Origin of the sequence: Rheinheimera sp. 4Y26 (assembly GCF_025245835.1) — a bacterium.
Taxonomy (GTDB): Bacteria; Pseudomonadota; Gammaproteobacteria; order Enterobacterales; family Alteromonadaceae; genus Pararheinheimera.
Genome location: NZ_JAOBWS010000015.1, coordinates 1 through 17,535, shown reverse-complemented (window position 1 = coordinate 17,535; position 17,535 = coordinate 1). Strand labels below are relative to the sequence as shown.

Below are 17,535 nucleotides of genomic sequence, written 5' to 3'. Positions count from 1 at the left end.
AGAAGCGGCTTAGCCTCAACAACAAAACGGCGACTTAGGTCGCCGTTTTTTTTGCTTAGAACTGATAGCGCAGATGCAGCAGATACTGGTTTACATCCGCAGGCTCCAGCAACACACGCTGGTAGCTAATGCCAGCCTGCCAGGCCGGACTTAACTGATAGTTCAGCGTCAGCCCGGAAAACCAGTCAGTGCCGTCCAGCTCCTGCGTTAAAGTGCTAGCCGCCATCTGACTGCTCAGATCGGCTTGCCAGCGGATCACACCCAGCGGCAGTTCAAACTGCCAGTTATTCAGCTGCCAGAATTGCCAGCGTATTGCTGCCGACACCCCGTCACCTAACACCGGTGTGGCCTGGGCTACCAGCTGCTGATATTTGGCCGCATCCAACACTGAGCCGGATATAGTGGCACTGCCTTCCCCCAGCTTTTGGTAACCCAGCTCAACCGCCAGGTTATCCAGCAGACGATAACCTGCCACCAGCTGGTAGGCTGTGTCGGTGTTATCAGTGCTGATTAAACTGCCTTGCGGCAGGTCAAATTGCCGCGCACTGGCTTCACTCTGGCCGGCGCCCAGCTGCAGATAAAAATCTGCGGCTACCGCCTGGCTTGTTGCCAGGATGGCAGAACACAATGCCAGCAAGCCGGTGCGGCGGCGCCAGCCGCCTAAAGCCGCCAGCCCCAGCAGCATCCAGCCGCCGCTGCTACCGCCTGAAGATTTATTCTCCACCACCACATCCTGATAGGCCTTCACTGTGACAGTCACCGTGGCGTTGGCTTCACCACCTTTGCTGTCACGGATACGGTAACTCAGCTGATCTGTGCCGCTAAAACCGGCTTTAGGTGTGTATCTGAGCTGGTTGTCAGCTTCGATTCGAACCGTACCTTGCTGAGCAGTAGCACTGATCACTGTTAACACATCCTGGTCGATGTCCTGATCGTTGGCCAGCACATTAATAGTGATAGCAGTACGATCGTCGGTATTGGCGCTATCATTCACCGCCACAGGTGCAGTATTAAAGTACACAGACACCCCACCTGGATCGACCACAGCAGAGTTCACCAGCCCATCATCATCATTGGCCCCACCGTCTTCTATGGTCAGTTGCACACACATATAGCCGGCAGTCAGGCCTGGCGTCCAGTCAGCAGAACCCGGTGGTGGGCAATAACCCGGATTACCAGGTGCAGAATGCAATGCATTATTGGCATCTTCGGCAAAAGTTACCCAACGACCACGCTGGAATTTGCGATACACCGCATTGGCCGGAATGGCACTACGTTGTGGGATCACCACCCGCACCGACTGACCTGGGGTTGGCAAATCACGGATGGCAAAGTCAAACACACCACCCACAGGTTCAAAAGCGGGGTCAACCACTAAATCATCTAACTGACCCAGCTCTTCATCCTTAATCTGCACACCACCTGTACTGCCACTGCGGGCAAATAAACCCAGACCACAACGCACACCCGGGTCACATTCAATCAGGTAGGCATTGGTGGTGACTACCTGCTGCGGCAGAATATTGGTAGACGGCATATTGTCCAGATAATCCGGAATACCGTTATCGTCGGTATCCCCTGTCCCTTCCTGCTCGTCATTCTTACCATCGCCGTCTGTATCGGTATTAGGGTTTAACACCGGCAAGTTCGCAATCACACGGAAATACACCGAAGCCTGCACTACAGCACCGGCTGAGTCTGTCACGTTCAGCTGCACCTGATAACTGCCGGCTAAACCTTCAGCACTGAAAGTTCTGCTGGCGTCAGTTGAATTGCCGTCGGTATCGGCTAAACCTGAAGTGGCAGACCAATCGTAACTGTGTGTATCACCGGCATTAGCATCGCTAACCTGCACTGTCACTGTCACAGGTCCACCATTGGGGGTGACCAAACTGGTATTAACGCCACCCTGTGTCAGCGTCAGGTTCACCACAGGCGGGATATTGCCACTGCGGATTTCAATGGTGTGTTGATTGGCACTGCTGGCATTGACGCCATTGTCCAAAGCAACCACCAGTTGACTATCACTGAACCCCGCCCCCTGGGCCAAACTCACCGGAATCTCCACTTCTTTTTGCCCTGGCTGGGTAAATATCGCCACACCGGATGTCAGATTATGCTCGGCAGGAGTAGCTGTTGTTGCGGCATCGATCACATAAGGCACACTCAGCGGATACTGTGGCGCGGGGCCATTTAACAGCACGCGGAAATTAACTTCACTGCCACGGATGGCAACTTGTGATTTGCTCAGTGACACCAACGGCTGAATATCCAGCTGCTGTATGGCTTCACCACTGACACCTACCGCATTAGTGGCTTTCCACACCAGGTCATGGCGACCTGGCGACAGCAACATAGAGCCGTTGTTGGCGAAACCGGTCACAGTTACAGTGCAACACTCATTGCCCGACACGCCGTCTTTGGCCAGTTTTTTCAGCGCAGCCTCAAGGTCGGCCTGTGTGGCATTTTCCGGTAGCCCTAACAGCTGCCGTAACGTCATTGGCGTAAACAGGCCTGTGGCATTTATCACCAGATGCTCAGGCGCTGTGACTATTGGCTGCAGCGGATCAATAGTGGCAATGACTTTCAGATCAAATGCCGGTAGCGCATCACTTGCAGTACCGTCGCTGACACTAATCACTATGCCCAATGTTTTGCCTGTATCAGTGCCCGCCGGAGTACCGGTTAACGCGCCTGTGGCCGGGTCAAAGCTGGCCCAGGTTGGTTTGTTGCTGATACTAAAGGTCAGCACATCATTGGTATCGATATCAGTCGCTGTGGGCACAAAACTGTAAGACGTGTCCTGATCAAGGCTGGTTCCCGGGATGCCGCTGATGCTGGGTGCATCGTTCACCGCAGCAATCACCACATTGACGGTAATGCTGTCGCTTGCTTCACCGTCACTGACTTCAACAACAAAACTGTCGTTGCCGTTGTAGTTCGCTTGCGGCGTGTAACTCACCACACCAGCGCTGACACTGGCACTGCCGTTTTCTGCGGCGCTGCTGATACTCCAGCTAAGCGGGTCATTGTCGGCATCTGTGGCAGTCAATGTCAGCGCAAAAGCGGTAGGAGCACCATCTTCACTGATGTTCACGCTGGTTGAAGCACCTTGAGTGATCTCCGGCGCTTGATTTGGCGCTACCGGGGTGACTGTATTGGAAGTGCCGGAAGCTGCACCGGTACCAACACTATTGGTCGCCCGAACTGTAAAACTATAACTGGTGCCATTGGTTAAACCGGTAAATACATAAGGTGATGCCGTAGTGGTTCTGCTGATACCGCCCGGGCTTGCAGTCACGGTATAACCGGTAATGCTGCTGCCGCCATTGGAAGCCGGAGCAGTAAAGTTAACCGTTGCCTCAGCATTGCCTGCAGTTGCACTGCCAATCACCGGTGCGCCGGGAACAATCGCATTCACGGTAAAACTGCGACTGACCTGGGTTGCAGCCAGGTAGCTGCTGTTACCGGCCTGATCGGCGTTAATGGTACAGGTACCTGCTGTGACAAAGGTTAAAGCACCGCCTGTAGTGATGGTACAAACCGCCGGTGTGGATGACGTAAAAGTCGGTGTCAGGCCGGAATCCGAGGTTGCAGTCAGGGTTGGCGAAGTGCCAAAAGTCTGAGCTCCCGGATTATTAAAGGTAATTGTTTGGGTAGCGGCCGGAGTCACCGAGTTTGACGCGGATGATGCCGGGCCTGTACCGGCCGAGTTATCGGCTGTCACGGTAAAGGTATAAGCCTGGCCATTGGTTAACCCCGTCACCACAACAGGTGAGGCAGCCCCGTTCACCGGAGCCACATCTGGCGGGCTGACGGTCACTGTATAGCCGGTAATTGTGGTACCGCCTGTGTTTACAGGTGCAGTAAAAGCCACGCTGGCCTGGGTATCACCGGCGATGGCAGTCCCTATGGTCGGAGCGCCTGGAACAACAGCGTTCACGCTAAAGGAACGGCTGACCTGGGTCGCTGGCAGATAAGAGGAGTCGCCCGCCTGATCGGCATTGATAGTACAGGTACCTGCGGTCACAAATGTCAGCGTTGTGCCACTGACAGTACAAACTCCGGTGGTAGATGAAGTGAAGGTGACCGTCAAACCGGAATCTGAGGTTGCCGTCAGCGTCGGCGAAGTACCAAAGTTTTGTGCACCTGGGTTAGCAAAGGTAATAGTTTGTGGTGACGCCGGAGTTACCGAATTGGAAGCAACCGAAGCAGAGCCGGTACCGGCCGAGTTAGTGGCGGTCACGGTAAAGGTATAGGCCACGCCATTGGTCAGTCCTGTGACTGAGATGGGTGAAGCAGCTCCGGTTCCTGTGAGCCCACCTGGGTTAGCGGTCACGGTATAACCGGTAATAGCAGCGCCGCCGGTGCTGGCAGGTGCAGTAAAGGTAACCGATGCCTGGGTATCACCTGCCGTTGCAGTGCCAATAGTTGGCGCACCAGGCACTATTGCATTTACCGTAAAGCTACGGGACACAGTGGGAGCCGCATTCGTACTGGCGTTGCCCGCCTGATCCGCGTCAATGGTACAGGTACCTGCTGTTACAAAGGTCAATGCTCCGCCGGATGTAATAGTACAAACACCGGTGGTGGCAGAGCTGAACTCAACAGTTAAACCCGATGTTGCTGTGGCACTCAGCGTTGGCGTGGTGCCAAAGTTTTGTGCGCCCGGGTTAGCAAAAGTGATGGTCTGTTCCGCCTTTGGCGTAACAGAGTTAGACGCCGCTGATGCAGAACCTGTTCCTACGCCATTGGTTGCAGTGACAGTAAAAGTATAAGCAGTGCCGTTGGTCAGTGATCCAACCGTAATAGTACAGGCCGCAGGGCCGGCACAACTGCCGGTCGCCCCACCAGGGCTGGCAGTGGCTGTGTACTGGGTAATAGCCGAACCACCATTGCTGACCGGCGCGGTAAATGTCACATCAGCTTGCCCGTCGCCCGCTGTGGCAGTGCCAATAGTGGGAGCCCCCGGAGCAGTAGGTGCATTGCTGACGGTCACGCCATTGCCTGTAGTATCGGCAATCACCACAGCAGCATCCGCACCTGAGTTCCAGTCTTCAGCAGCAGCCAGATTGTAGGTGGTACCGCCCATTGAGCTGGTACCGTTTTGATTCAGCAGCAAATTGGCTGCGTTTTTATCTGTAGCGCTGAGTGTTAGCATAAAGCTGGTACCGGACGTGATTTCAACATTGCTGGTATCGGTCAGGCTATAAGTGCCGCCGCCCTGGCCGGTAAAGGTAAATTTGTTGGCCACTATGTCGTTGCCAGCGCCGCTTGATGTTAACAAGCCTGTCGCTGTTACCACCAATGCTCCGGTGGAAGCATCGTAGGTGGCACTGGTGATGGCGGGTGCCGCCACATTGCTGACAGTTATCCCATTGCCAGTGAGATCGGCAATAGTCACTGCGGCATCAGCCCCGGCGTTCCAATCTTCAGCAGCGGCGAGGTTATAAGTAGTCGCGCCTGTAGAACTAGTACCATTTTTATTCAGGATCAGGTTAACCGCAGCCCTGTCCGTTGCACTTAGCGTCAGCGTAAAGCTGGTACCTGAGGTGATTTCCACATTGGCGGTATCGGTCAGGGTATAAGTACTGCCACCTTCCCCGGTCAGGGTAAATTTGTTGGCGATAATTTCATTGGTGGCGCCACTGAGTTTTTTCAGGTTAGTGCCGGTTACAACCAAGGCACCGTTGCTGGCATCATAAGTTGCAGAAGTGACGGTAGGTGCAGCAACAGTCGCCGTGATACCGTTACCGGTCAGATCTGCGATTGCTGCCGAGGCGGCGATAAAACCGGCAGCACCAGCGAGATTATAGGTAGTGCCCCCGGTGGAGCTGGTACCAGCTTTATTAATAATTAAATTGACCGCCGCGCTGTCAGTGGCACTCAAGGTCAGGGTAAAACTGGTGGCTGAGGTAATTTCCACATCGGCGGTGTCGGTCAGGGTGTAAGTAGTGCCACCTTCGCCGGTCAGGGTCAAATCACTGGCATCCACATCATTGCTGGCACCGCCGGTTGCGGTAAAGGTGGTTCCGGTCACAACCAGGTCGCCCGTGGAAGTGTTGTAGGTAGCGGAGGTGATAGTGGGTGTTGGTACCGTATTAAGAACAAAACTATCAAAAACATCGAAGAAGCCGGAACTATTGGAGGTAATCACCACGCGGTCAACATTATCAAAGGTGCTGTTTAAGGTAACGTTATAAGCACCTGCGGTTTCATCAAAACCAGTTCCGGTCGTTTGGGTACCTGTCGAAGCGGCATCTCTGAAGCCTTCTGCCGAAGCAAAACCACCACCAAATGCATTGATATAAAAGCTGGAGAAATCAAACTCGTTGCCCGACGTGGTCTGGATGGTAATAGTTTCAACGCCGGTAAAAGCGCCGGCAAAAAGGCCTGCACTCCCCCCCTGTCCATCATCAGTATCCTGAAACCAGTTGGCCGCACTGTAGGTGATAGTAAAATCACCCTGGGTATAGGTGGCAGAGCCATGGTCCGCACTTTCGACAAAACCAGCGGCGTTAAAATCAATAGTTACATTGGACGGTATGGAAGCTGCGTAACTCAGATGGCTCGTCAGCATTGTTGCCAAAAAAAACAACATGTAACACAAACTGCTGCCTAAAATTTTGCTGGCAGATTTTGCCAACGTCAATAAATGTTGGTCAAAATAACCTGTTGTTGTGCTGCTTTTCATAGAGGCCTCTCAGCTCACGAAGTTTCCATTAAAAAATTCTCCGGTAACCTGAGGAGGTATCGTTCATCAGGTTATCGGAGTCAGTCACTAAAAGTGATTTGTTACGGACGCGGAGGGTATAAACCTTCCAGCGCAATAATAAAATTCATTCCCAAATACGGATTGCGGATGCCCACAGGAGCCCCGTTACCCACTGAATTGACTGTCACTGTACCCGCCGCTGTGACATTAGCATGCACCCCACCCAAATTTGCTTTGGTTGCATCGGGCGCCGTGCCGGTAAACAAACCATTAAAAGCGACGTTAGTGGGACCAGCCTTAGCAGTAGTAGCAGACAAATAAGTTGTGGCACCTGTCGTCGGCGGAACCATTGCAGTAGCAGTGCTGGTTGCAACATCCACAGTAGCGTTTACTGCTGTTGCAGTACCGGTAAACTGCGCTGTGGGCGCATGCGCCGGTAATTGTGCCGTGGTCAGGCTGATATTTTCCGCGCCTGCTTTTTGTCCCAATACCACAGGATTTAAACCAGGGCCCGTCCCCATACCTACAGCACTGCGGCCCTGTAAATCTGGTAAAGCAAAAGTGGAGTGCCCGTCGCCACCATAGGTGGTGCCTAGCAACGAAAAAAGCGCTGTATTACTGGAAATAGACATTAGCTGGCCATTACAGAATGCCCAGCCTTCTGGGGCATAATTGCCAGCAAACATGCGAATTTCGCCTAAAAACGGATCAGACATTTAAACTCTCCTTAGTTGGTTTTTTCATGGGGGGTACAAATCCTTATACAAACAATGTCCGCTTTCCGGGGCGACTCGTTTAACCCAGGCGCAGTGTTATTTTGATGCTAGCCAAGTCTGACAATCGCTCGTATAGCGCTGATGCTCAAGTTGTTGATTGAAAGAGGAAACCCTTCAAAGCTAGGCGAAATCCGGCAAAACATCAACCCGCAACCAAATTAGAAACAACATCAGGCGACCAATACAGTTGAAAATGGTTGCCTTCTAGCCCCCGGCACTGAAAACCATGGCGCCGATAAAACTGCAAAGCTCCGTCATTTTGTTGCTCCACCAGCAGCTGTAGCCCCAGCTGCTGCTGTTGCGCATATTGTCGCAAGCCAGTCATCAACTCACTGCCAAGCCCCTGCCCGCAAAAATCGGGTAATAAAGCCAGATCGGTGATATGCAAAAAATCCGGACGGCGCGCCAGGATCAGACGGCCAACCGGCTGTTGTTGCAACAAAATCAAATAAACTTGAGGACAGGGTGATTGTTGCTGGTAACTCTGTTGTTGCAACTGATACTGCTGCCGCAACAGCTGCTGAGCCAAAGGCTGTGGCAAACCGCTGTTTGCAAAATAACTGTGATTGGCGGCAAAGAGCTGTTGAAAAAAATGATCATCCCCAGACTGCGCTGGCCGGATTGATAATAAAGAAGTGGATGTATCTGGCCACAGCAACATGGTTGTTCCTTTTTAGTTGCCGGCCAATCTAACCTGAAAGCCAGGCAAGGCCAAAGCTGACCAGTTACCGGACAACCGCATTACAATATGGATTTGGATCAGAGGTTTATGTTTAAAAGTATGGGCTGCAACATGCTTTTACAGGAAGAAAAACTGAGTACCTTGCCTGTTATTGCAGCAAAAAGCAGTGCACGCTGCCCCGCTACAACCAGCGCCTGACTTTTTGCTGGTACTGTAAAAACGCATCTCCAAACAAGGTTGTGAGCGCGCGTTCTTCCGGCTTGATCTGAAATTGATGCAGATACCAGACAAAAAATGGCAAAGGTACAAAGGCACTAACGTCCGCCAGCCATAAAGACCAGCCGAACAGCACCAGCAACATTCCCAGATACATCGGATTGCGGCTGTAACGGAAAATACCCTGCTGCACCAGCTGACTGGCAGCCTTTGGATTTAACGGGTTCACAGTGGTTTGCGCGCGGCGAAAAGTAATAACCCCAAGCAGAGCTATCAAAATGCCGGCTGCACACCAGGCACCAGCCAGCCCTGCCCGCCAGAACACAAAATCCACCGGGATAAATTGCCATAATGGCAGCAGATGGGTACAGCCAAACATCAGAACGGCAAAAATCAGCATCAGTAACAGCGGGGGAATTTTTAATTCAAGGCGGGACATCAGACACTCCGAAGACCAACAGGCAATCCTTTGCCTGTTTTATCAACCTTTAGGTAAAAGTACCAGCTTAATCAATCACTTTATGCACTATTGGATTTAACGCTGGTGCCATATCACTGAAAGTTAGAGCTGCCAGATATTCACTGCTGGCTTTGTCGGCTGCTTCTTTCGAAGCTGCATGTACCCGCGCAAGCAAGTCACCTTTGGTTACTTTAATACCAAGGGCCAGCACATCACTAAAACCAACGGCCGGGTCTATTTGCTGTGCCGGATGGGCACGGCCGCCACCTAAACGCACCACCGCCATACCCACAGCTACAGTGTCGCTGCTGGCCAGGAAGCCATCTTGTGGCGCCAGAATATCCTGCACCACAGGAGCGGCGGCCAGATACTGCTGTGGTTTTTCCATCAAGTCGGCCGGGCCACCCATAGCCGCCACCATCTGCGCAAAAATTTCCGCCGCTTTACCCGAAGTTAAGCTGTGTTCCAGCGCTTTAATGGCACTGGCTTTATCAGGCTGCAAACCGGCCAGTTGCAGCATGCTGGCACCCAGTTCAAGCGTTACCTGATGCAGCCTTGGTTCGCGGTATTTGCCGGTTAAATAATCCAGCGTTTCTAATACTTCCAATACGTTGCCTGCAGTTGCGCCCAGACATTCGTTCATGTCGGTGAGCAGTGCCTGTGTTTTTACACCGGCGCCTTTGGCGGTATTGACGATGCTGGTGGCAAGGGCTGAAGCGTCGGCCACATTTTTCATAATGGCGCCTGAGCCAATCTTGACGTCCATCGTCAGCACATCCAGGCCTGCTGCCAGTTTTTTCGACAAAATAGAAGCAGTAATAAGTGGAATAGATTCCACAGTGGCAGTGACGTCTCGAATCAAATACAAACGACGATCGGCCGGCGCTAATTCCGCACTTTGACCAACAATGACACAGCCTAACCGGGCCACTTCGGCCTGAATTTTTGCCAGCGGCTGAGTGCAGCTATAACCCGGAATAGTTTCCAGTTTATCTACTGTGCCGCCGGTATGGCCTAAACCACGGCCGGCAATCATGGGCACATAAGCACCACAAGCGGCAATCATCGGCGCCAGCATTAAACTCACTTTGTCGCCAACACCGCCGGTGGAGTGTTTATCCACCACGGGGCCATTTAGTTTACCGGCCCAGTTAAGCACTGCGCCTGAGTCGCGCATAGCGCGGGTTAAGGCCACAGTTTCTTCGGTGACCATGCCATTTAAATAAATCGCCATAGCAAGGGCAGCAGTCTGGCCTTCGCTAAAACTGTTATCGGTAATGCCTTTGACAAACTGCTCTATGGCCGCCTGAGGTAACTGGCCGCCATTGCGTTTTAATTTGATAATTTCCTGCGGTAAATACACGTTGGACTCCGTTAAGATTTGGCAGCAGCGCTGGTGTCAACTTTAGTGCTTTCGGCTAAATACAAAGGGGTAAAAGCACTGGGTAATAATTCGCCTAAAGTCCACTGCTGGATTTGTCCCAGGTGGTTGCAGCTGGCAATCGGGCTTTGTGGAGTGAAAAATTCGGCGATCACCTGACGGCAAATACCACAGGGTGGCGTCAGTTTTTCCTGGGGGGTGTAAACCACTAAAGCCTGAAACTGACGCTCACCTGCCACTACAGCGGCGGCAATGGCATTACGTTCAGCGCAGGTCGTACCGCCATAAGATGCGTTTTCAACGTTACAACCGGTATAAATTTTGCCGCTTTGCGCCAGAATGGCCACACCCACCGGAAAGTGGCTGTAAGGGGCGTATGCTTGCTCAGAGGCAGCGCGGGCTTGTTGTTGCAGTAAAGCCCAATCCACAGATGTTTTCATCAACTGAAAATCTCAGGTTTGTTAGGGCAGCCTGTTATGCACCGATTTTTACGCGGAATCAAGAGTGGTTTTCGCAAATTTGCCGAAATTACTCACAGTTTGTTGTTTTTAGCTACAAAGTAGCAACAACTATACTGCCGGATGGCTAAATACGGGCAGCCGCTTGTGCAGCGCGGGCGCGGTGGCTGAATAACCAAACTGCAGCAAATAACCATAAAGCCACCAGTGGTAACATCCAGAATGCTGTGCCTATACCGGATACATTAGCCCAAAGACCAGTACCAAGCCCTGCCAGCTGGCAGCCTAAAGAGCCGCCGATATTAGATAAACCCGATAACACCGGGCCCTGCTGCGGCGCCAGATCCATCGCTGTTGCCAGTAGCAACGGATAAACACCACCCAGCCCAAGCCCCAATAACAGATTGCCTGCTGACAAGGCCCAGCTGCTGTCGGCCAGTTTTAATACCATAGCGCCGGCCAGCATCATCAGCACCAGTAACCGCAGCAAACGGCTGGCGCCAAGATAGGGGATGAGATATGCAAAACCGAGCCGGCTTAGCACCATACCGCCGGTAAACCACGCAAAAATCAGCCGCGCCTGTTCCGTTGGATACAAAAGCGCCGAGCTGGCGTAACTGACAAACCAGTTGCCGTTACCCCATTCGACCGCACCGTAACCAAACATCGCAAACGCCAAAGCTACAAATACCGGCTGTTTTAATACGGCCTTGTAAGACAAGCTATGACTTGGCGCAGGTTCAGCGCCCGGATCTGCTGTTGCCTTTTGGGCTATCAATAACGCATACATCGCCAGCGCCACTAACAACACCGCCAACAGCCGTAATGGCCAGCGCCAGTCGGGCAACCACCAGTACAACACCACCACCAGAAAAGGCGCCGCCAAAGTACCCAGGCTAAACATAAAATCCATCAGCCCCATCATTTTGGCTCTTTTATTGGCGTGTAGACGGGCTATAAGGGTATGACCTATGGTGAACATCACCGAGCAAAACAAACCAAATAAAAAAATGCCTGCTAGTAGCTGCCAGGCGTTTTGCGCCAATGAAATGGCCAGCAGGATCACAGTTTCAATCAGTGCTAACGCCGCAAACAGCTGCAGGAAATGAAACTTCTGCACATATTTGCCACCCAGATAAGCGCCGGATACAGTGCCAAGCGCCATCACCAGAAAAAACCAGCCACTTTGTGCAGCGCTCATACCAAGCTCGCGGTTTAAATCCGGCAGCAATACGCCCCACAAAATAATCAGTAAACCCAGCAGAAAAAATCCGCTGAAAATGAGAGCTGTGGGGTGAAATCTGGACATGAACTCAGGCTTCGCAGTATGGAAAACCGTGATTATAAAACAGATAGGTTTTTTGTAAGCGCTTTAAAGCAGCGTTTTTGGCGCCATACGAATGCAGCGCCTGTTTTTATTCAATCGGCAACGAACGGTCGTCGGGCCTGCCATTACAGCAGGCTAAAATCGTCAGCGTCCAGCATGGCCGGGAATTTTTGCCGGAACTCCTGTAACTGGGTCAAATCCAGGCTTGCCTGCAATACACCGGCCTGATGCGGCTTTAGCTCAGCCAGCGGCTTGCCGATATAATCCAGCAGCTGAGAATCACCACTGTAGTCGATGCCGTTGTCGTCTTTACCCACCCTGTTGCAGCCCAGCACATAAGCCTGATTTTCCATAGCCCGGGCGGCTAATAAGGTGCACCAGATGTCACGGCGCGCCTGTGGCCAGTTGGCCACATAAATCAGCACATCATAATCGCCTCTGTTGCGGGCAAACACCGGAAAACGCAGGTCGTAACACACCTGTAGCATCAGACGGAAACCTTTGTATTGCACCACCTTACGACAAGCTCCTGCCACATAATGCTGATGTTCGTTGGCCATCCGGAACAGGTGTTTTTTATCGTAATACTCAATGGATCCGTCCGGGTGTACAAACAACAATCTGTTGTGCACACCTTCGGCGGTTTTTATGGCCACAGAACCACAAATGGCCCACTGATAAAACGTCGCCTGTTGCTGCAGCCACTGCACTGTTGGCCCTGTCATCTCTTCGGCAATCAGGTTACTTTGCATCGAAAAACCACTATTAAAGGTTTCCGGCAACAGTACCAAATCAACCTCTCTGAGCTTGCTGAATTGCGCGGCAAAATAGGCTCTGTTGGCAGCTGCGTCCTGCCAGACCAGCTCAGACTGGATCAGCGCTACATTCAGCTGTTTTGTTATCGGCTTAACCGGCATAACCGCTCCGCTGCTTGTTGTAAGGTTGCATCCTGTTTGGCAAAACAAAAACGGATAATTTTACTGTCCTGCTCCTGGCGGGAAAATACTGATAAAGGAATGGCTGCCACGCCAACATCTGTTGCCAGAGAGCGGCAAAATTCCAGGTCATCAAGCGCACTGATGGCACTGTAGTCAGCCAGCTGAAAATAAGTACCGGCACAAGGCAATAACTTAAACTGGCTTTGGCTGAGTAAAGCGGCAAAACGGTCGCGTTTTTGCTGATAAAAACCAGCCAGGCCTGTCACCAGCTCAGGTGACGTTTCCAGGATGCTGGCAATAGCATATTGCGCCGGCGTAAAACTGGAAAAAGTCACATACTGATGAATTTTGCGAAATTCAGTGGTTAATACCGGTGGTGCCACGCAATAACCGAGTTTCCAGCCGGTAACATGGAAGGTTTTGCCAAAAGAGCTGACGACAAAACTGCGCTCCTGCAGCGCCGCCTGCTGATGAGCACTAAGCTGTGCCGCACCGTCAAACACCATATGCTCATACACTTCATCACTGATACAAAACAGGCCGTGCTGCTGCACCAGTTCAGCCAGCGCCTGCCAGTCTTGCTGACTAAACACCATGCCGGTTGGGTTGTGTGGACTATTAACGATGATCAGTTTGGTTTGATTACTGACTCTGCGATGCACCGCCGGCCAGTCAATACGATAATCCGGCGCCGTTAACTGAATATGTACGGTTTTGCCGCCGGCCAGTTCAACGGCTGGCTGATAACTGTCATAAGCGGGATCAAATACCAGCACTTCATCACCGGGCCGCACCACCGCCTGAATGGCAACAAACAGCGCTTCAGTAGCACCCGAAGTGATAGTGACTTCGGTGTCGGCATTCACCATACGGCCATAACAACGTTCGGTCAGCAACGCGATTTGCTGGCGTAATTCCAGCACACCTGCCATAGGCGCGTATTGGTTTTTACCGGCCAATACTTGCTGATTCAACTGCTGCAATAGCGCTTCAGGTGCTGGGAAATCAGGAAAACCCTGAGATAAATTAATGGCTTGCTGCTCTAAAGCTAACTGAGACATCTGGGTGAAAATAGTAGTGCCCACCCAGGGCAACTTACTGCGCAAATCCATAAAACTCCTTTTGACCTCATGTTGCAGCGCGGCAGAACAAGCTGATGCTAGCATTTTTGCCAACCAATTGTCTGTCAGCACCGAAAAAAACGGCTTGGCCTCGAGCTGCCGGCAATGCTACCATCTGAGACATTTCAACACCTAGACGTCTAAACATAAAGATGAATAAAACAGCCAGCAGCAACCAACTCAATCCTTATGCTATTCAACTCTGTGCTTTGGGGCGCTGGATCAGCGCGAAACAATGGACACCGGCCGGCAGCGGTAATTTTTCTATCCGGCTGAATGAGAACAGTGCGCTGGTCACTCCGGCATATAAGGACAAAGCTGAGCTGAGCCCACAAGATTTGGCGTTGCTGACCTGGCACAATACCCAACCAAATCAAAACCCAACACTTTCACCCTGCACTTTGCTGCACAGCACTATTTACCAGCTGTTTAGCCGCGCCAGAGTGGTGCTGCAAACCCAGTCTGTTGCCGCAACAGTGTTTTCCAGGCTGGTGAGAGCCGAACAGCATCTGTTTTGTGGTTATGATCTGCAGCAGTTGATCCAGCCAGAGACGCAACATCAGGCCGGTGTGAATCTGCCGATCCTGGATGCCAAACAGGCCTGGCCACAACTGGCCCGGGAGCTTACACATCGTCAGCATCAGCTCAGTTCCGCCTTCTTGGTGCGGGGTCAGGGCCTTTATGTCTGGGCCGACAATCTGGAGCAAGCCAAACGGCAACTGGAGGCGTGGGAGTTTTTATTCAGTTGTGAACTGGAAAGACTCAAAGTGTCAGGACAGCTATAACAGCAGCAAGCTAAATCGTGTCATTTCTACCTGGCAGCCTGCGCGCTTTTTTGGTGCATTTACGCGCCAGCAAATAGCAACCAGGTAATACATCCGTTCATATTGTTAATATAATTCAATCAATTACATACAGGAACAACAATTGCTTTATGGCTGTTATCTTTAAGCACGGAGCTGTTGCACATGGCCGTTCATACCCCATTGCGTGGTTTGCGTTGTTTTTGCGTGGCCGCCGAATGTTTAAGTTTTAAAGAAGCTGCCAATCAGTTGTATCTGACGCCTTCAGCTGTCAGTCATCAAATCAAACAACTGGAAGAAAACCTCGGTTTTAGTCTGTTTGAACGCCAGACCAGAGCCGTATTACTTACAGCTGAAGGCCGGCGCTTTTACCAGGCCATTCACCCGGTGCTAAGCACGTTATCGGCCACTGTTGCAGAGTTTTGTCAGAGCAAAAGGGAGCAGGTGGTCAGCATCACGCTGCCGGAATTTTTTGCCAGTGAGTTTTTTGTCCCCAGATTAGTTGGCTGGTCGACTCAGCATCCGCAGGTGAATTTACGGCTGGAAACAGTGAAATCACGTCAGGACGCAAGTCGTCACACCGATCTGCAAATAGTGCTGGCCAGCAGCAAACCGACAGATAAAAAAGCTTATCAATTGTTTGCCATCAGTTATGTGCCGGCTTGCAGCCCCGAGCTGTTTCAACGTCTGCAAGGGGAACCTGCCGATTTGCCGCTGCTGGAAACAGTGCCGCTGATAGTGCATCAGGCCCGACCCTGGTGTTGGCATCAGTGGGCTGATCAGGCGGGTTATGATGACTTCAGACCCAGACAAATTATCCAGCTCGACAGTATGTTCAGCGTCGCCAGAGCGGCGCAGCAAGGGCTGGGAATTGCGCTGATCCCTCTGCCTATCAGCCAAAGCTGGTTTGACAGCGGCAGTCTGGTGCGGTTGTTTGACGAGGAACTGCGTACGCGTGACCATTATTATCTGGTACAGCATGAGCAAAACCAGCAAAAACCAGAGATCCAGTTATTAATCAACTGGATACTGGCAGGTTTTGCCAGAAGCAACGACAGCCTTACAGATGAATGAACTTCAGCTGTCAGCTGCAATTTTCTCGTTTGTCAGACGCACTCCCTGCCCCCTAGAGTTGGCAATACAACAAGCAACAGCTTTGTTGTGTACCAACCAGGAGCAAAACCATGAAACTGACTCAATCACGCTGTTTATTGGCCACCTCTTTGTTGTTGGCCAGTTTTGCCAGTCAGGCTGGCAATCAAAGTTATCAAATGGTGCTGATGACCGAAAATACTGCAGAAGCAAAAGCGCCTGCAGCCACTACCGATCCTTATGTGCGCCAAACCCGGCTTTGTGTTGCCTACAGCAAACAAGGGCAAAGCGCACAAGCAAAACGCGCTTGTCATCAGGCAGTCATGCTGGTGCGGCAAGCTGGCGAGGGTCCGGTCGGCATGCAGCGTCAACTACGCTCTTATGCCTATAGCAACAGAGGTGTGGCTAAAGTACTCAGTGGCGACAATATCGGTGCGCTGGCCGATTTTCAGCGGGCCCATCGGATAAACGCTAACGCCGTCAGCCAGCACAACCTTGGCAAACTGACATCAAGCCTAAATACGGGTACTGCTTTGCTGGCCGCCAATCCTCTGGAAAGCGACACCGACTAATTAAACTGCGGGTGGGTCTTTAGCCCCCGTTATTGCAGGAGATGAAGATGAAAAGTTATCACAGTATTTTTCCAAGCCAGACCAGTAACTTACAACTATTTTTCTGGCACTGCTGGCAAGGTTTAGCGGAACAATGGCAGTTTTATCAGCACATAGCCGTCAGCCAATGGGATCCACACGACGAAAATCTGTAAGCCAATTACCGATTAATAGCTACAGTCAGCTGATGTTACTGCTACCTTTAGCCTTTTACATGGCATAATAACGGCCTTTTGCAAAATGGCAGGTAAAGAACATGCGGGTATGTGGCGTTGAGATTAAAGGCAGTGAAATAATTTTGTGTTTGATGGAAATGGATAACGGCCTGATGGTGTTGCCCGATTGCCGTCAGGTGCGTTTCCCACTGTTAAACGATCAGGACACTGAGCAGATGCGCAAGTTTCAGTTCAGTATGGCCAAACTGGCGGAAGATTATAAAATCAGCAAGTTTTTGGTGCGAGAAAGACCACAAAAAGGCAAATTTTCCGGCTCAGCCGTTGGTTTTAAAATTGAAGCTGCACTGCAGTTGATCCCAACAGTAGAGACTGTGATTTGTACCAACGCGGCCATCAAAGACAAACTGGCCAGACACCCTGTCCCCGTTGATTTCAGAGATACAGGCCTCAAAGCCTTTCAGGAAAGCGCCTTTATTACTGCTTACGCCTATCTTATTTATTAATCACAAGTTTCTGACGATAAAAGTCCCTGCTAATGCGGGGATTTTTTGTTTCTGGGAAGGGATATAACTGGGGTTCTGTTGGATTGGGCGTCTTCATATCCCTCGCAGAGCTCGGGGCGTTCAGCCGGAGGGCAGTCAACTGGTGGCGGTATCAGGGAACCTTGATATCCTTCGCAGAGCTAGGGATTGTTCCGTCGGAAGAACGCAACATTGGTTGCGTTCTTAATTCCCGGCTTCACTGTACTACTCGCATGGGAATGCCCTGCTCGGGCAATA

14 protein-coding genes are annotated in these 17,535 nt (G+C 51.6%); 5 read left to right on the top strand and 9 right to left on the bottom strand.

All coding sequences use genetic code 11. The features are described from left to right. Positions 1–55 precede the first annotated feature (55 nt). The 9 genes from N3Z11_RS15790 to N3Z11_RS15750 form a co-directional block, all read right to left on the bottom strand. Positions 56–6,694, bottom strand: coding sequence for a fibronectin type III domain-containing protein (locus N3Z11_RS15790; protein WP_260658165.1), 6,639 nt, complete (start codon positions 6,692–6,694; stop codon positions 56–58). A 101-nt stretch (positions 6,695–6,795) separates the two neighbouring features. Next, on the bottom strand, positions 6,796–7,431 hold the full coding sequence (locus tag N3Z11_RS15785; RefSeq protein ID WP_260658164.1) for a phage tail protein: 636 nt from the start codon (positions 7,429–7,431) through the stop codon (positions 6,796–6,798). 202 nt (positions 7,432–7,633) lie between these two features. Next, positions 7,634–8,152, bottom strand: a complete 519-nt coding sequence (locus N3Z11_RS15780; protein WP_260658163.1) for a GNAT family N-acetyltransferase — start codon at positions 8,150–8,152, stop codon at positions 7,634–7,636. A gap of 202 nt (positions 8,153–8,354) precedes the next feature. Further along, positions 8,355–8,828: an isoprenylcysteine carboxylmethyltransferase family protein gene (locus N3Z11_RS15775; RefSeq protein WP_260658162.1), complete on the bottom strand. Its 474-nt coding sequence runs from the start codon at positions 8,826–8,828 to the stop codon at positions 8,355–8,357. A 67-nt stretch (positions 8,829–8,895) separates the two neighbouring features. Next, positions 8,896–10,212, bottom strand: coding sequence for a thymidine phosphorylase (gene deoA, locus N3Z11_RS15770; protein ID WP_260658161.1), 1,317 nt, complete (start codon positions 10,210–10,212; stop codon positions 8,896–8,898). An 11-nt stretch (positions 10,213–10,223) separates the two neighbouring features. Continuing rightward, the gene (locus N3Z11_RS15765; RefSeq protein WP_260658229.1) at positions 10,224–10,670 is read right to left on the bottom strand and encodes a cytidine deaminase; all 447 of its coding nucleotides are present in this window, start codon (positions 10,668–10,670) and stop codon (positions 10,224–10,226) included. Between the two features lie 145 nt (positions 10,671–10,815). After that, positions 10,816–11,997, bottom strand: a complete 1,182-nt coding sequence (locus tag N3Z11_RS15760; RefSeq protein WP_260658160.1) for an MFS transporter — start codon at positions 11,995–11,997, stop codon at positions 10,816–10,818. A gap of 143 nt (positions 11,998–12,140) precedes the next feature. Beyond that, the gene (locus N3Z11_RS15755) at positions 12,141–12,932 is read right to left on the bottom strand and encodes an amidohydrolase (protein ID WP_260658159.1); all 792 of its coding nucleotides are present in this window, start codon (positions 12,930–12,932) and stop codon (positions 12,141–12,143) included. Beyond that, the gene (locus N3Z11_RS15750; RefSeq protein WP_260658158.1) at positions 12,914–14,065 is read right to left on the bottom strand and encodes a methionine aminotransferase; all 1,152 of its coding nucleotides are present in this window, start codon (positions 14,063–14,065) and stop codon (positions 12,914–12,916) included. The genes N3Z11_RS15755 and N3Z11_RS15750 overlap by 19 nt, the downstream gene beginning before the upstream one ends. A 161-nt stretch (positions 14,066–14,226) precedes the next feature. On the opposite strand from N3Z11_RS15750, the gene mtnB reads away from it, so the two are divergent. The 5 genes from mtnB to N3Z11_RS15725 all read left to right on the top strand — a co-directional run bounded on the left by mtnB (position 14,227) and on the right by N3Z11_RS15725 (position 17,259). Further along, positions 14,227–14,859 carry a methylthioribulose 1-phosphate dehydratase gene (gene mtnB / locus N3Z11_RS15745; protein ID WP_260658157.1) on the top strand — a complete coding sequence of 211 codons (633 nt, stop codon included), beginning with the start codon at positions 14,227–14,229 and terminating at the stop codon, positions 14,857–14,859. 183 nt (positions 14,860–15,042) lie between these two features. Beyond that, positions 15,043–15,951, top strand: coding sequence for a LysR substrate-binding domain-containing protein (locus tag N3Z11_RS15740; RefSeq protein WP_260658156.1), 909 nt, complete (start codon positions 15,043–15,045; stop codon positions 15,949–15,951). 110 nt (positions 15,952–16,061) lie between these two features. Next, the gene (locus tag N3Z11_RS15735) at positions 16,062–16,541 is read left to right on the top strand and encodes a hypothetical protein (protein ID WP_260658155.1); all 480 of its coding nucleotides are present in this window, start codon (positions 16,062–16,064) and stop codon (positions 16,539–16,541) included. A 47-nt stretch (positions 16,542–16,588) separates the two neighbouring features. Further along, positions 16,589–16,735, top strand: coding sequence for a hypothetical protein (locus N3Z11_RS15730; RefSeq protein WP_260658154.1), 147 nt, complete (start codon positions 16,589–16,591; stop codon positions 16,733–16,735). 101 nt (positions 16,736–16,836) lie between these two features. Then, entirely contained in the window at positions 16,837–17,259 is a 423-nt protein-coding gene (locus N3Z11_RS15725) for a DUF3010 family protein (RefSeq protein WP_260658153.1), read from the top strand. The last annotated feature ends 276 nt before the right edge of the window (positions 17,260–17,535 follow it).

What these genes read in the sequence shown, in the direction of transcription:
- N3Z11_RS15790 (WP_260658165.1), bottom strand. Translation starts at nt 6,694, where the DNA reads ATGAAAAGCAGCACAACAACAGGTTATTTTGACCAACATTTATTGACG.
- N3Z11_RS15785 (WP_260658164.1), bottom strand. Translation starts at nt 7,431, where the DNA reads ATGTCTGATCCGTTTTTAGGCGAAATTCGCATGTTTGCTGGCAATTAT.
- N3Z11_RS15780 (WP_260658163.1), bottom strand. Translation starts at nt 8,152, where the DNA reads ATGTTGCTGTGGCCAGATACATCCACTTCTTTATTATCAATCCGGCCA.
- N3Z11_RS15775 (WP_260658162.1), bottom strand. Translation starts at nt 8,828, where the DNA reads ATGTCCCGCCTTGAATTAAAAATTCCCCCGCTGTTACTGATGCTGATT.
- N3Z11_RS15765 (WP_260658229.1), bottom strand. Translation starts at nt 10,670, where the DNA reads ATGAAAACATCTGTGGATTGGGCTTTACTGCAACAACAAGCCCGCGCT.
- N3Z11_RS15760 (WP_260658160.1), bottom strand. Translation starts at nt 11,997, where the DNA reads ATGTCCAGATTTCACCCCACAGCTCTCATTTTCAGCGGATTTTTTCTG.
- N3Z11_RS15755 (WP_260658159.1), bottom strand. Translation starts at nt 12,932, where the DNA reads ATGCCGGTTAAGCCGATAACAAAACAGCTGAATGTAGCGCTGATCCAG.
- N3Z11_RS15750 (WP_260658158.1), bottom strand. Translation starts at nt 14,065, where the DNA reads ATGGATTTGCGCAGTAAGTTGCCCTGGGTGGGCACTACTATTTTCACC.
- mtnB (WP_260658157.1), top strand. Translation starts at nt 14,227, where the DNA reads ATGAATAAAACAGCCAGCAGCAACCAACTCAATCCTTATGCTATTCAA.
- N3Z11_RS15740 (WP_260658156.1), top strand. Translation starts at nt 15,043, where the DNA reads ATGGCCGTTCATACCCCATTGCGTGGTTTGCGTTGTTTTTGCGTGGCC.
- N3Z11_RS15735 (WP_260658155.1), top strand. Translation starts at nt 16,062, where the DNA reads ATGAAACTGACTCAATCACGCTGTTTATTGGCCACCTCTTTGTTGTTG.
- N3Z11_RS15730 (WP_260658154.1), top strand. Translation starts at nt 16,589, where the DNA reads ATGAAAAGTTATCACAGTATTTTTCCAAGCCAGACCAGTAACTTACAA.
- N3Z11_RS15725 (WP_260658153.1), top strand. Translation starts at nt 16,837, where the DNA reads ATGCGGGTATGTGGCGTTGAGATTAAAGGCAGTGAAATAATTTTGTGT.